The sequence below is a fragment of the Mucilaginibacter sp. P4_D1 genome, from assembly GCF_056401935.1.
Genome location: NZ_JBFUIJ010000002.1, coordinates 143489 through 159626, shown reverse-complemented (window position 1 = coordinate 159626; position 16138 = coordinate 143489). Strand labels below are relative to the sequence as shown.

The 16138-nt window shown below is 44.2% G+C and carries 9 protein-coding genes; 6 read left to right on the top strand and 3 right to left on the bottom strand.

The window, feature by feature from the left end; translation table 11 throughout:
* Positions 1 to 8: 8 nt before the first annotated feature.
* Both AC1DV1_RS02490 and AC1DV1_RS02485 read right to left on the bottom strand, forming a co-directional pair.
* Positions 9 to 215, bottom strand: coding sequence for a DUF2683 family protein (locus AC1DV1_RS02490; protein ID WP_477354749.1), 207 nt, complete (start codon positions 213 to 215; stop codon positions 9 to 11).
* 254 nt (positions 216 to 469) lie between these two features.
* The gene (locus AC1DV1_RS02485; RefSeq protein WP_477354746.1) at positions 470 to 3235 is read right to left on the bottom strand and encodes a substrate-binding domain-containing protein; all 2766 of its coding nucleotides are present in this window, start codon (positions 3233 to 3235) and stop codon (positions 470 to 472) included.
* 343 nt (positions 3236 to 3578) lie between these two features.
* Here AC1DV1_RS02485 and AC1DV1_RS02480 point away from each other — a divergent pair, with 343 nt between their 5' ends.
* From AC1DV1_RS02480 to AC1DV1_RS02455, 6 genes are all read left to right on the top strand, one after another.
* Positions 3579 to 4904, top strand: a complete 1326-nt coding sequence (locus tag AC1DV1_RS02480; protein WP_477354743.1) for a sugar porter family MFS transporter — start codon at positions 3579 to 3581, stop codon at positions 4902 to 4904.
* Between the two features lie 14 nt (positions 4905 to 4918).
* Positions 4919 to 5827, top strand: coding sequence for a carbohydrate kinase family protein (locus AC1DV1_RS02475; RefSeq protein ID WP_477354740.1), 909 nt, complete (start codon positions 4919 to 4921; stop codon positions 5825 to 5827).
* A gap of 34 nt (positions 5828 to 5861) precedes the next feature.
* Positions 5862 to 8999 (top strand): SusC/RagA family TonB-linked outer membrane protein, encoded by a 3138-nt coding sequence (locus AC1DV1_RS02470; protein WP_477354737.1) that lies wholly within the window; start codon positions 5862 to 5864, stop codon positions 8997 to 8999.
* 18 nt (positions 9000 to 9017) lie between these two features.
* Complete coding sequence (locus tag AC1DV1_RS02465; protein ID WP_477354734.1) at positions 9018 to 10724, top strand: RagB/SusD family nutrient uptake outer membrane protein; 1707 nt, start codon at positions 9018 to 9020, stop codon at positions 10722 to 10724.
* Between the two features lie 98 nt (positions 10725 to 10822).
* Complete coding sequence (locus AC1DV1_RS02460) at positions 10823 to 12352, top strand: glycoside hydrolase family 32 protein (RefSeq protein WP_477354731.1); 1530 nt, start codon at positions 10823 to 10825, stop codon at positions 12350 to 12352.
* 145 nt (positions 12353 to 12497) lie between these two features.
* Positions 12498 to 13082: a Crp/Fnr family transcriptional regulator gene (locus AC1DV1_RS02455; RefSeq protein ID WP_477354728.1), complete on the top strand. Its 585-nt coding sequence runs from the start codon at positions 12498 to 12500 to the stop codon at positions 13080 to 13082.
* A 117-nt stretch (positions 13083 to 13199) separates the two neighbouring features.
* On the opposite strand, the gene gcvP is transcribed toward AC1DV1_RS02455, so the two are convergent.
* On the bottom strand, positions 13200 to 16109 hold the full coding sequence (gene gcvP / locus AC1DV1_RS02450; RefSeq protein ID WP_477354725.1) for an aminomethyl-transferring glycine dehydrogenase: 2910 nt from the start codon (positions 16107 to 16109) through the stop codon (positions 13200 to 13202).
* Between the last annotated feature and the right edge of the window lie 29 nt (positions 16110 to 16138).

The window sequence follows — 16138 nt, the reverse complement described above, 5'->3', positions numbered from 1 at the left end:
AAAGTTCATTATTCCGATAAGTGTTTTTGAGTAAATTCTTCCAGCGTGATACTTTTTCCGGCTTCGTATTGTTGCATTCCGCGGCTGATACTTTCTGAAACATGGGGAGGGAATGTAACAGTGCTTGATTCAAACTGTACCTTCAATGCTTTCAATACAGCTTTAACTGTTTTCAGTTGCTCTGCACTTTCAGGATGTATAAGAATGCTTTCCATATAAACAAATATACAAAATCAGGACCTAAAATAATAGTAATCCAGAATTCAATGATTATTTTATAAAACGGGTTGGCTATTAAAATTTGAATTTCATAGCCTCAAAATGCTGCAAGGTATTCCCGCTCGGAATTGTAAGCCAATATTGTCAGGTTACGGAGTTGTGAATATTATTTTGCCTTCGGCCGCCCACAAAAGGTTAAGCAGATAACAGTGTTTTTGGCTGAACCCATATTCCCAAATTCATTTTCAACTCACAAAGTCTGCTTCCGCTTAAACTCGCTTGGGGTACAATTATATTGCGCTTTAAACACCGTTGAAAAATAATTGGGGCTTGCAAAGCCTACCATGTAAGTAATCTCTGAGATGGAATAGCCTTCGTGGGTGAGCAGGTACCTGGCTTTTTTTAACCTCCGGGTTAAAATATAGTCGGTAATGCTGCAGCCTAACAGCGCTTTTACTTTACGGTATAGCTGCACCCGCGATATGCCGATGGTTTTGCAAATGTCATCTACATTAAAGTTTTCATTGGCCAGGTTTTGCTCCACTATACCTGCAAAATCGTTAAGGAATTTTTTATCAAGCGATTTTGATGCAGGTATTTTGCCGTGGCTTACGTCGCTTGTAAAATGTTCTTTAAGTATCACCCTGTTTTTGATCAGGTTTTTTACTGTTGCCAATAGCTGATCGTAATTAAAAGGTTTTACCATGTATACATCGGCCATGCTGCCAATACCATCAATTTGCTGCTCAACGCTGGCTTGCGCAGTAAGCAAAATAACAGGGATGTGCGATGTGCGGATATCTGTTTTAAGATTTTCGGTAATTACCTTGCCCGACATCCCTGGCAGTACAACATCTGATATAATAAGGTCGGGCACTTTTTCAAATGCTTCTGTCAAACCCTGCAATCCATTATCTGCCGTGAACACTTCGTAATCGGCACCCAGTTTATCGGCAAGGTAGCCCAGCAAATCGGCATTATCTTCAATGATCAGGATGGATTGCTCTTTAGGGCTGCCAAGGCCGGTCGTATCGGTTTTTATTTCGTCTTGTTCAAGGTCGGTAGTATAAATGCGCGAACGCTCGTCAATAGCAGCGGTGCTTACCGGCTTGCCATGCTGTCCGGTGCTATAATTGTAAGGGTTGCCCAGTGGCAGTGTAATGGTAAAAATTGTTCCATGCCATTTTTTACTGCTTACATTAATGCTACCATGATGCAACAAAACAATCTCTTTGGATAAGGAAAGCCCCAGGCCCGAGCCCTTCGCGTTGCCATTATCGGCCTGGTAAAACTGGTCGAAAATGTGTTCGGCTTCTTCCTGCTCCATGCCTATACCGTTGTCCTGCACGGCTATTTCAACATGGTCGGTGTTTAGGGTAAAGGTTATCTGGATGCGGCCGTTATCTTTAATAAACTTCAGTGAGTTTGATAGCAGGTTAAAGAAAACCTTATCCAGCATATTGGCATCAAACCAAACATTTATGTTTTTCTCTGCCGATGTTAAGCTCAGGCTAATGTTCCGCTTGCGGGCATTGTGCTGAAAGCTATCCATGATATCGGTAACAAAAGCTACCAGGTTGTTTGGCGCGGCGTTAATTTGCTGTTTATCGTATTCAATTTTGCGGTAGTCTATCAGCTGGTTAACCAGCCTTAACAGCCTGAACGTATTTTTATGGATTAGCTTTAAATTTTTGCCGCCTATAATATTCAGCTTCTCGTTTTTCATCATATCCTCAACCGGCGATAGGATGAGCGTTAATGGTGTACGGAACTCGTGCGAGATATTGGTGAAAAAGTTCAGCTTGGCTTCGGTGGCAACCTCGGCCCGGGCCGACATTTCCATCAGTTGGTTGCGCTGCAGCAAAATTTCATTGGTCTTTACTTCCAGGCTTTTGTTAATCTTTCGGTTCTCCATCAGCCAGTAAAAGGCAAGCCCTCCAAAAACAATGGCCAACACCAGGGTTATTACAATAATATTTAAAACTAACTGCTGGCTGTTGTAAACCTGCCGCTGCTCTTCTAATAGTGATTGCTGCCTTTCAATATCCTTTTGTTGGCTGTTGATCTTGTTCCACTGCATTTTCATGAGCTGCACATTGGTTGAATCGATAACCAGCGATTGCAAGATGTTTTCTTTGGCAAAAGCTTCTTTATTCAGAATTCTGAACGCGGTGGTGATGGCTTCTTTGCCGCCGGTGGGGTATACCAAACTGGCATCAATAGTTTTTGATGCCACCATTTGCAGGCCTCCGCCGGCCCCGGGCATAGCGTCGACCCCTAATACTTTAACGTGGTGGTTTAAATGCAGGTTGTTTAGCACCTCCCTTGATGCGCCTGCCATTACATCGTTATGGGCAAACAGGGCATCGGCTGTTTTTAAATCGGGCTGTACCTGGTAAAGTTGTTTTTGGGCATGGTCTTTCAGCCAATCGCCATATACCTGTGCTTTAATATGTATATTATTGAATTTAGCCAGGGCATCGCTAAAGCCCCTGTGCCGTTCAATTGCAGGCGAAGAGCCGGGCAGGCCCATCACCTCTACAATGTTGCCCGTGCATTTTAAATTACTGCCAATATATTCGCCGGCCATTTTGCCAATCTGGTAATTATCGGCACCCACGTAGGCTGTGTAAAGATCAGATGATGTTTTACGGTCAATCACAATTACCGGGATGCCTTTATTATAGGTTTGCTCAACTATACCGGTTAAAGGTTGTGCTTCGTTGGGCGATATGATGAGCAGATCGATACCTTGATTAAGCATTTGCTTTACCTGTTCAATTTGTTTTTTGCTGCTGTTATCTGCATCAGCATAAATAAAACGGGCATCGGGATGTAACGAAAGCTCCATTTTCATTTCGTCCAGCATATTACGCCGCCACAAGTCGGAGCCTACACATTGCGAAAAGCCTATTGTATACTGTGATGTTTTGTCGGCTTTTTTACAGCCGGTAAACACCATGAGTATGCATATGGTTGGCAATAACAGGTTGCGCAATTGATGAAGCAAAGCCATTAAAAAATATTAAGTAAGCGTTTAAGCACGGTTTTATTGGTTAATACAATTCTTTTTGGGGAGGATGTATACAAAAGTATCGATAAATGTTTTTACAATACAAATAACAACCCCCGGCCGCAGGCTATCCCTTGTATCATAATGTATCAAAACTGAAAATACCGTGTATCAAAATCAAACATCCGGGAGGTACAGGATTGAAAATAAATTTTATTATACTGAAAATCAAGCAATTGGCAAGATTTAAATTTTTGTACTGTTTTGGAATAAAATCGATAACTGCCGCTTTGCATATCGCCCTACTTTGCAACCGTAAATCCAATTAACACCTTTTATAATTATTATGAGAAAACATTCCGTCCTGGCCTGGTCCATGGTCGTGGCCCTTGGTGGCTTCCTTTTCGGGTTTGATACCGCTGTGATATCAGGCGCCGAAAAATCTATCCAGCAATTCTGGCACTTGTCCGTAATGGAGCATGGGCTTACTATATCTATCGCACTTATTGGTACTGTAATTGGTTCATTGTTCGGTGCAAGGCCATCAGATATCTTCGGAAGAAAAAATACATTATACTTTGTAGCGGCAGCCTACCTGCTATCATCAATAGGTACCGCGATGGCTGATAACTGGTACCTGTTTTTGGTGTTCAGGTTATTGGGCGGCCTGGGTGTAGGCATATCATCGGTAACAGCCCCTATTTATATTTCAGAAGTTTCGCCTGCAGATAGGCGGGGGCGTTTGGTTGGCTTGTTTCAGTTCAATGTAGTACTGGGCATCCTCATCTCGTACTTATCCAATTACCTCATTAGCCAGGGCGGCGAGGCTTCATGGCGATGGATGTTGGGCGTGCAGGCGTTCCCTTCGGCTTTGTTTTTAGCGCTCATTTATTTTATACCCGAAAGCCCCCGCTGGCTCATCCTCAAAAAAGGCGAAACAGGCAGGGCATTGGAAATATTGCGTGTAATCAATCCGCTCAATTGCGAGCAGGAACTGGCCGCTATCAAAAATTCTACCCTTTATGACACCGCTTCAAGCGGCAATCTTTTCTCGGGCCAATATAAAACACCGGTCATATTAGCTGTGCTCTTCGCCTTTTTTAACCAGGTATCGGGCATCAACGCTATTATATACTATGCGCCCCGCATATTTGAAATGGCCGGGCTTGGCGCCCATTCTTCGCTCCTATCCACAGTTGGTATAGGGTTAATCAATTTCATATTCACCCTGCTGGGTATCAATATTATTGATAAGGTGGGGCGCCGTACATTAATGCTGGTTGGCTCATTCGGGTTAATAGCATCGCTATTCATGGTGGCGTTCACTTTTTACTCGGGGCACATGAGCGGGTTTGCAATCCCGGTTTATATGATGATGTTCATCGCCTTTTTTGCCTTTTCGCAGGGGGCGGTTATCTGGGTTTTTATATCCGAAATATTTCCCAACCAAGTACGTGCCAAAGGACAAACACTGGGCAGCTCGACTCACTGGGTAATGGCCGCGATAATAGCTTTTTGTTTCCCCTACCTGGCCGAGTCGTTAGGTGGCGCGGTTACCTTTTCCTTTTTCTGTGTGATGATGGTATGCCAGCTCATTTTCGTCTGGAAGTTTATGCCCGAAACCAAAGGCCGTTCATTGGAGCAGATTGAAACTAACATGGTAATGCATTAATAATTGAAATGACGATGACCCCGCAAACAAACATAACAACCCCGGCCATTTGCTACGGCGAAATTCTTTGGGATGTATTGCCCGATGGCCCGCAGCCCGGCGGCGCATTGCTTAATGTGGCGTATCACCTGAATAAACTGGGCATGCCCACCAGCCTGGTAAGCAAAATAGGCAACGATGCAAACGGCCACAAACTGGAAAATTTGATGGATGGCTGGGGCATACCCAAACATTTACTGCAAACTGATACAGAGCACCCAACCAGCCAGGTAATTGCCAAAATGAACAATGGCAACGAGGTTTCGTACGAGATTGTTTTCCCGGTGGCCTGGGATTTTATAAGCGATAGCGAGCATATCATCAGCCAGTTGCAGCCATCAACCTACCTGGTGTACGGCAGCCTGGCATCACGTAACAGCGTATCGCGTAATACCCTGTTTGAATTGTTGGCCAGCGATGGTGTTAAAGTATTTGACATTAACCTGCGCCCACCCTTCATCAGCCGCGATTTGCTGGATGAACTATTGCGCAAGGCCGATATTGTAAAATTTAACCAGGCCGAACTGGAAATGGTGCAGGGTCTTTTCAGGGGGTCATTCGGGAAGGAATCGGAACAGATCAGGTTTATACAAGACCACTTTAACATTCCCGAGATAGTTGTTACCAAGGGCGAGTTTGGGGCATCGTACTACAAGCAGGATAAGGTATATCATGTTGCCGGCCGCGAGGTAAAAGTTACAGACACCATTGGCAGCGGCGATTCATTTTTGGCCGCGTTTATTGCCAACCATTATAACGGCGTACCGCCGGAAACCTTGTTAAAAAACGCAATAGCGATGGGTGGCTTTATTGCAACAAAGAAAGGAGGTTGCCCCGATTACAAAATCGCAGAATATCAAGACTTTAAAAACCAAGTATTTTAAATAAACCATACCTAATAAACTTAATTAAAAACCAATGAGAAAATTATTACTTATTTGTTCCCTGCTTATACTGCTCATAAGTAAGGGGTACGCGCAATCCCGCGTTATTACCGGGACTGTGCTGGATAACGCATCAAAACCAATGGATGGCGTTACCATTGTGGTTGTTGAAACCCAAAAATCAACATTGTCAGATGCCAGCGGAAAGTTCAGCATCACGGCAACAACCGGGCAATCCATAAGGTTTTCATATGTGGGCACCAAGCCGATATTAATAACTGTTGCCGCCGATACCAAAGTGCTTGATGTGGTATTTAAAGATGCTGCCACCACCTTAAATGAAGTAGTAGTAACCGGTTACACATCCGAAAGGAAGAAAGACCTTACAGGCGCTGTGGCGGTTGTTGATTTGACGCCGGTAAAAAATAACAGCTCGGGTAATACCATGCAGGCTTTACAGGGGAGAGTTGCCGGTTTGTACATCGAGAAAGATGGATCGGCAAACGGATCAACCAGCAGGATCCTGATCAGGGGTGCAAATACATTGGGCAACAACAATCCCTTATATGTTATTGACGGTATACCCACCACCCGGCCCGAAGTGTTTCAAAACTTATCACCCTCAAATATTGCATCGGTACAGGTGCTAAAAGATGCGTCGGCCGAATCAATTTACGGATCACGCGCATCCAATGGTGTTATCATTGTAACCACAAAAAACGGGGGCAATACGCAGGGCAAAGTACAGTTCCAGTTTAATAACAGTACATCTGTTCAGTCCGAAAAATCATTGCGTTTTAAAATGCTAAATTCGACAGACAGAGGTAAGGCGCTATGGCAGGCTTCTGTAAACGATGGCCAGGATCCAGTTGCCGGTTATGGCGACATATATACCTTTAACTGGAATGGTGATTATAGCAACCCGGTTTTAAATAATGTTACCCCCAAACAATTTGTAGGCGGCGACCCTAATACCCCGGCCGGTAATACCGACTGGCAAAGTGTGCTGTATAAAACAGCCATGGTTTATAATAACGATTTCACAGCGTCGGTTGGTAACAAAAATGCATCGCTTGAAATTAACTTTGGCAACATCAAAAACACCGGCCTTGTACGGTTTACCAAATACAACCGCACTACTGGTAGTATTAACGGTGTGGTACGTGCTTTTGATAACAAAGCTTCCTTTGGTGTAAACTTAAAAATAACCAACTCCAATGAAACGCTTACTACCTCAGATTTGGGCGGAGCGGCAACCACGTTTTTGGCGGTAACGCTGGCACCAACTATCCCGGTATACCAAAAAGATGGTGTTACTTACGCCGGCGAATCTGGCGCGGGATACTCTGACAGGAATAACCCGCTGCATATGCAGGACCTGGCCAAGTGGAACAACGCTAACCGGGTAAATACCTTTGGTAACGTTTTCTTAGAGATACAGCCCATTAAAAACCTGTATTTCAAATCGAACTTTGGTGCCGATAATTCAAATTACCTAAGTAAGGTAATAACACCAACTTTTCAGGAAGGGGCTCTGGCCCGTACAACTAACAGCTTGTTTTTTGACCAGAACCATTTCCTGAGCACTACTTTCTCAAACACCTTAAGGTATAACTACGATTTGACAACTAACAACCACTTTAAATTATTGGTTGGTACCGAGTACATTAAATCCTTTATCGATTTTCAAACTACCCTTAAACAAGGATACGCTATACAAACTGAAGACTATTTTACCTTAAATGCCGGTACAGGTAATACCAATGTAAACGGTGGGTCAAACGGATACAGCTTGTTTTCGCAGTTTGCACGGATAGATTATAACTATGCCGGCAAATACTTAGCATCGGTAACTATGCGCCGTGACGGTTCTTCAAGGTTTGGTTTAAATAACCAATATGGTATTTTCCCGGCAGCTTCTTTTGGTTGGAAAATTGACCAGGAAGGCTTCATGAAAAACAACACCATTTTTTCTGAATTAAAACTAAGGGTAGGTGTGGGCCGGGTGGGTAACCAGGAAATTGGCGAATCGCGTTTTGCCCTTTACGATACCAGGTATGGTAAAACTCAAAATGATATAACACCAGGTTTTTGGGAACAATACATGAATATTGGAACCGCGTATTCACTCTCTGGCGCCAATACTGGTTCATTACCTTCGGGCTTTGTACAAACCCAGGCTGCAAATGCCAACCTTAAATGGGAAACCACCGACGAGATAAATGCAGGCCTTGACTTTGCCATTCTGAACGACAAGATCTCGGGATCATTTGACTATTTTACCCGCCGTACCACCGGCATCCTGATTACGCCGCCAGTTGCAGGGGCCTTGGGCGAAGGGCAATCTAAAACAATTAATGGTGCTTCAAAATCTAACAGGGGCTGGGAGTTTTTAGTAACTTATCACGGCCAGCAATCCGGCGATTTTAACTACAACGTAACGTTAAATTTTTCGCATTTCAGGGATAAGATTACCAATTTACCAGAAAACGTAAGGCCGGCTTATGCAGGGAACTTACAAAATACCATATTGGGTCATTCTCAGTTTGATATTTTTGGCTACAAAACCAATGGCCTTTTCCAATCTCAGGCAGAAGTAGATGCCGCACCAACGCAAATCGGCGCAGGTCCGGGCCGGATCCGTTATGTCGATACCAATAATGATGGAAAAATTGATGCCAATGATCAAACCTGGATAGGTACTACATTGCCGGCTTTAGAGTACGGTGCAAGAATTGACCTGACCTATAAAAAATTCGACCTGTCTATATTTGGTTCGGGCGTTGCTGGTCGTAAAGGGTTTGATGTATATACCTTGTACAATAACCTGATGCATAGCCGGGAAAATGTTGGTCCCGGCGTATTTGGCGGGTGGACACCGCAGCATACTAATACAAGCGTACCGGCATTAACATTAAAAGACAATAACAATGAAGGCCGCACTTCTGATTACTTTATTGTAAACACATCTTACTTCAAACTCCGCAACATTCAAATTGGATACACTATTGTGCCTAAAGCTGTATTTACCAGGCTAAGGGTGTTTGCTATGGCCGAAAACGTATTTACGTTGAAAAGCAAAAGCTATTTAAGCCCCGATCCGGAAAGGATTGACCTGGGCCCGGTTCCAATTCCTAAAGTTTTCAGTTTTGGTATCAACGCATCATTTTAACGATAAAAACTATTCAGTATGAAAGCAAAAATATTATTTACAGCTGTTTTATCCGGACTGATCATCTTCAGCTCCTGTAAAAAAGCGTTAGATTATTCACCAAAAGGTGTATTGTCTGCATCAGATTTAAAAACGCCAACCGCTATTGACGGTTTGGTAACCGCGGCTTATGCCGCTATTGGTAATGGCGATATGATAGGCCCTATATACAGCGACTGGGCATACGGCAGCGTTCGTTCAGATGATGCCTATAAAGGAGGAGGTGGTACGGGCGACGTGGGCGAGGTTGATGCATTGGAACATTATAACCTGGTAACCCCATCAATGGATTCGTTTGTTTCGCGTACCTGGAAAAATCTGTTCAAATCTATATCAAGGGCAAATGTTGCGCTAAGGGCAGTTAATTCACTCTCCGAGGCCGATTACCCTAACAAGAAAACACGATTAGCCGAGTTGAAATTTTTACGTGCCCATAGCTATTTCACCATGAAACTGCTCTATAAAAACATCCCCATTTTTGACGAAAATGCTACTTCGGATGATATCCTGAAAGTATCAAACACGTTATCAAATGAGGATGCATGGAATAAAATTGCAGCCGATTTTCAATATGCTGTTGATAATTTGCCAACAACCCAGCCCGAGCTGGCAAGGGCCAACAAGTTAAACGCCCAGGCTTATTTAGCAAAGCTGAGGTTATACCAGGCTTATGAGCAGGATGATAAGCATCATGTAACCAATATCAATAAAACAAGGTTACAGCAGGTGGTTGATCTTACACAGGCTGTTATCGCATCGGGTAAATATTCATTAAGCAGCGATATTGCTGATAATTTTTTACCGGAAACTGAAAACGGCCCCGAGTCGGTATTCGCTATTCAATTTACGATCAATGATGGCACTACTGCCGGCCGTATGAATTTTGAGGATGGTTTAAATTATCCACATGGCGCACCGCAATATGGTTGCTGCGGCTTTCATGCTGCAAGTCAGAACCTGGTGAACGCGCATACTACAGATGTTAATGGTTTGCCTAACTTTGATACATTTAACACCACTATAGCCGATTTGACAAAAGTGACCGTGGACCCAAGATTAGACCATACCGTTGGTATTGACGGCCATCCGTATAAGTACGACAACACAAAGCCATTCAGCAACAGTTGGGTGCGTGACCCTGGTGTTTACGGAAATTTTCACACCATGCGTAACCAGCAGTTGGCTACAAGCTCATCATACTTTAAGCTCGGTCCGTTCATGGGGTCGGCAAAAAATTATGATATTATCAGGTACGATGATGTATTGCTCATGCAAGCCGAAGCCTATATTGAGCTGGGGCAGCAGGCAAGTGCATTACCACTCATTAATCAAATAAGAAACCGCGCAGCGACAAGCACCGGGCGGCTTAAAAAAATAGATGGTACCTTTCCATCCAACTATAACGTTAAACCTTACAGCATTGCTAATTGGACGCAGGATTACGCCCGCAAAGCGCTGCAATGGGAAAGGCGACTGGAGTTTGCCACAGAAGGAGCCCGTTTTTTTGATTTAGTTAGATGGGGTATTGCCKAGAAAACTTTAAACGACTATATCAATATTGAAAAAGGTAGAAGAACCTTCCTGGCTACCGCTAAATTTACGGCAGGCCGGGACGAATACCTGCCTATACCACAATCAGAAATTACATTTACCAACGGTTTATACAAACAAAACCCGGGGTATTAAATTTGTTAAAATATATCGGGGCCCCGGTTTTATAATTATGCCGGAGCTCCTTTAATACACGCTTAAGTTCATCTGCCTAAATTAAAAGAACTTCAATTATGAAAACAAAAAACGGCATCACGTTACTGATGGCCTTTATGATGATTACCATGGTTAGTAAAGCGCAGGATAAATCAGGAGTAAGCTACCAGGAACCGCACCGCCCGCAGGTGCATTTTTCGCCGGAGCAGCATTGGGTAAACGACCCCAATGGGATGGTTTATTTTAACCACACCTACCATTTGTTTTTCCAATATTATCCAAAGGATATTATTTGGGGACCAATGCATTGGGGGCACGCGGTAAGTAAGGACCTGGTTCATTGGAAACAATTGCCTATCGCTTTATATCCGGATAGCCTGGGGTATATTTTCTCGGGCAGCGCCGTAGTTGACTCTAATAATACATCGGGTTTTGGCAAAAACGGGAAAATTCCGTTGGTTGCCATATTTACGCACCATGATCCAAAGGGAGAAAAAGCAGGAACGGAAGTTTTTCAGAACCAAAGTATTGCATACAGCCTGGATGAAGGAAGTACCTGGACAAAATATGCCGGCAACCCCGTGCTTAAAAATCCGGGGATTAAAGATTTCAGAGATCCTAAAGTGATGTGGTACGCCAAACAAAAAAAATGGGTAATGACCCTGGCCACCAAAGATCATATTACCTTTTACTCGGCGCCTGATTTAAAAACCTGGAAAAAGGAGAGTGAGTTTGGTTTAAGAGAGGGAGCGCATGGCGGGGTATGGGAGTGCCCCGACCTGTTCCCTTTAAAGCTGAACGGCAAAACATACTGGATACTGGTGGTAAACCTTAACCCCGGAGGCCCTAACGGAGGCTCGGCAACCCAATATTTTGTGGGGGGCTTTGATGGGCACCAGTTTACGCCGATGGATAGCCAAACCCGTTGGCTGGATTATGGCCCCGATGAGTATGCAGGCATTACCTGGAGCAATACCGGCAGCCGCAAAATTTTCCTGGGCTGGATGAGCAACTGGGAATACGCCAACCAGGTACCTACACAAAAATGGCGCAACGCCATGACAATCCCGCGCGATCTGCGTTTAAAACAAAGTAAACAAGGCATCGTCATTGCATCGGCCCCGGTTCCTGAGTTAGTTAATATCAGTGCCAATACATCTGTATCAAAAAACGTTGCTTTTAATAAAACTCTTGAGCTCACTGATAAAGTGAGTAAACTAAAAAGCCAATACGTTTTAAAGCTAACCCTTGCTCAGTTAAAGGGCTACACCATTAAATTATCAAACAAAAAAGGGGAGGAAGTATTAGTTGGCTACGATGATGTTAAGGATCAGTATTTTATCGACAGGACAAAATCAGGCAAAATAGATTTTCAAAAAGATTTTTCGGGCCGGTTTACTGCCCCAAGATTGAGTACATCAAAAAGCTCCGACCTGACTATTGTAGTTGATAAAGCATCCGTTGAGCTTTTTGCCGATGGAGGTTTAACTACCATTACCGCCGTTTATTTCCCAAATGAGGATTTCACAGGCCTGGCTATAAATGCAGATGGAAAGCTGAAATTAAACACACTTGCCGTTACCGGGTTAAAATCAATTTGGAAATAGCACATTCAGCTATCTGCTGTCATTGGAAAAGTAAAAGAGGCTGCCCTAACAGGTTAGCCTCTTTTGCTTTTGGCAGATATTTTCAATTACGGGTGATTTTTGATAACTGTAAATTCAAACCCTATCTTTACTTTAAAAACACCGTATGTTCGACCTCATAATGGCAAACTTTGCCATGCACGTTTCATTAACTCCTGCAGAGGCAGCTTATGTTCAATCGGTATTGCAGCACAAGGTTGTAAAAAAGAATACAGTGCTGCTGAGCGCCGGCGACATTTGCCGGGCAATATATTTTGTGAACAAAGGCTGCCTGCGAATTTTTAATATAGACCGCGAGGGCGACCAGCACAACATATCATTTTGTCCGGAAAACTGGTGGTCGGTAGATATATCCAGCTTTTTTGCACAAAGCCCCGCATTCTATTCGATAAGCGCGTTGGAAGATACAGATGTGTTTTACCTGGGCCATGCAGCTATTGAAAAATTATTTACCGAGGTGCCTAAGTTCGAGCGTTTTTTTCGCATACTTACCCAAAACGGGTTCAATTTATACCAACGCCGCATTACCTCAAACCTTTCTAAAACCGCCGAAGAGCGCTACCTGCAGTTTCAAAAGCAATACCCCAAGTTGGAGCGGCGGATAGCGCAAAAGCAAATTGCATCGTACCTGGGTATTACCCCCGTTTTTTTGAGCATGCTGCGTCGCAATAAACAAACCACAAACAAGTAATCTCTCCCGCAGCCACGGCAGCAGGGATTTTAACAGTCATAGTAAAAAGAAAAGACCGCCACTTTTGATGACGGTCTTTTTCTGTTTTATAGTATCCTCCGGTTTTTAATTCCGGTCTCAGGTTCCGTATTCGGGAGTGGTTACTTCACTTTCTTCAAACTCGTAATCTGTTAACGGCGGGCACGAGCAAATGAGCGTTCTATCACCATAAGTATCATTAACCCGGCCTACTGATGGCCAGAATTTAAAGGCCGCAACATAAGGCAGCGGGAATGCCGCTTTTTGGCGGGTGTATGGATGCTCCCATTCGTTGCCTGTAATTACGGCTACGGTGTGCGGGGCATTTTTTAATGGGTTATCAGTTTTATCTAACACGCCACTGGCAACATCGGCAATTTCATGACGGATAGCTATCATGGCATCACAGAAACGGTCAAGCTCGTGCTTAGGCTCGGATTCGGTTGGCTCAACCATTACCGTGCCCGCAACCGGGAACGATACAGTTGGCGCGTGGAAACCATAGTCCATTAAACGTTTGGCAATATCTGTAACCTCGATACCGAACGGTTTAAACGAGCGGCAATCCAATATCATTTCGTGTGCGCAACGGCCATTGGCACCTGTGTATAATACGGGGAAATGACTTTCTAAACGGGTTTTAATGTAGTTGGCATTCAGGATAGCGTAGCGGGTTGCGTTAGTTAACCCTTCACCGCCCATCATGGCTATGTAGGCATGTGAGATGATCAGGATAGATGCCGAACCCCATGGCGCTGCAGATACCGCATGGATAGATTTACCCCTGTCGATATCAACCACAGCGTGACCTGGTAAATAAGGCACCAGGTGTTTAGCTACACCGATAGGGCCCATACCGGGGCCACCGCCACCGTGAGGGATACAGAAGGTTTTATGTAAGTTTAAATGGCAAACATCGGCACCAATATTGGCCGGGCTGGTTAAGCCTACCTGTGCGTTCATGTTGGCGCCATCCATATAAACCTGGCCACCATTTTCATGGATGATCTGGCAAATCTCGATGATCGATTCCTCAAACACTCCGTGTGTAGATGGATAGGTAACCATTAAGCACGATAGCTCGTTTTTATATTGCTCGGCTTTGGCACGCATATCGGCCACGTCGATATTACCATTATCATCACATTTAACCACCACTATCTTCATACCGGCCATTGCTGCCGATGCAGGGTTGGTACCGTGTGCCGATGATGGAATTAACGCGATGTTACGGTGCGTATCGCCCCTGTCATGATGGTAAGCGCGGATAACCATCAGGCCGGCGTATTCGCCTTGTGCGCCCGCGTTTGGCTGTAAACTCATGGCTGCAAAGCCGGTGATCTCGCTTAGCCAGTTGTTAATTTCGTCAAACAACTGCATGTAGCCGCCAACCTGGTCGGTTGGTGCAAAGGGGTGAATCTTGCTAAAATGGTTCCAGGTAACCGGGATCATTTCGGTGGTGGCGTTCAGCTTCATGGTGCATGAACCCAATGCGATCATGGAATGGCAAAGCGAAAGGTCTTTAGCCTCTAATGATTTAATGTAGCGCAGCATTTCATGTTCTGAATGGTGCGAGTTAAATAAAGCATGGGTTAAGTAAGCAGATGTACGCTGTAATTCGGTTGGGATCACAGTTTCCAAACCGGCTTTCAATCCGTCAAAATCAACATCGTTAATGGTTTTACCCAATACTTTGGCAAAGAACCTTACAATGGTTTTGATATCCTCGGGCGATGTGGTTTCATCAACAGAAATGGTAACAACCGAACCTTCGTAGTTCAGGTTCATCTCGTTGTTCAACGCTTCAGAGTGAATAGGGCCTGCTAAATGGGCAACATCAAACTTCAGGGTATCAAAATAACTTTCGTTCAGTTGCTTGTAACCTAATTCGCCAAGGGCTTTGGCTAACAATATGGTTAAGCCATGAATCCTTTCGGCAATTAGTTTAACACCTTTAGGCCCATGGTATACGGCATACATACCGGCCATAATAGCTAATAATGCCTGCGCGGTACAAATATTTGAAGTGGCTTTATCCCGGCGGATATGCTGCTCGCGGGTTTGCAAAGCCATACGTAAGGCATAGTTGCCCGCGCTATCAATAGTTACACCAATGATGCGACCGGGGATAGAACGTTTGTATTCTTCTTTAGTAGCAAAAAATGCGGCATGCGGACCGCCAAAGCCCATTGGTACACCAAAGCGTTGGGTGCAGCCAACAACAATATCGGCACCCCACTCACCCGGAGGGGTTAACAACACCAGGCTCATAATATCGGCAACAACGGTTAGTTTAATGCCTTTTTCGTGGCCGGCGACAGCAAAATCCTTGTAGTTGTACACCGCGCCTTTACCGGCAGGATATTGTACAATGGCGCCAAACATATTGTCGGTTAATTCAACCGTACGGTGGTCGCCTATTTGCAGTTCGATGCCGTAAGGCTCAGAACGGGTTTTTAAAATATCAATGGTTTGCGGGAACAGTTCTTCAGATACAAAGAACACGTTGGCAGCGTTGTTTTTACGCGTGCTGTATTGCATAAACATAGCCTCGGCAGCGGCAGTACCTTCATCTAATAACGATGCGTTGGCAATTTCCATACCGGTAAGGTCGATAACCATGGTTTGGAAATTTAACAAAGCCTGTAGGCGGCCCTGCGCAATTTCGGCCTGGTATGGCGTGTATTGGGTATACCATCCGGGATTTTCGAGAATGTTACGCTGAATAACACCAGGCACAATTACATCATAATATCCCTTGCCGATGAACGACTTAAATACCTTGTTTTTTAATGATGTTTGCTTAAGCGTGGTAAGATAATCAAACTCACTTTTGGCAGGCGGTAAATCGAGTGGTTTTTTAAGCCTTATCCTGTCAGGAATGGTTTGCGCAATCAATTCATCAAGTGAGCTAACACCGATGGTTTTTAACATTTTTGCCGTGTCGGCCTCATTAGGAGCAATATGCCTTGACTGGAATTGTTCCTGGTAATCTGCGTTTAGCTTCATGAAGTAGTCGTCCCCTTAAATTTACCGCA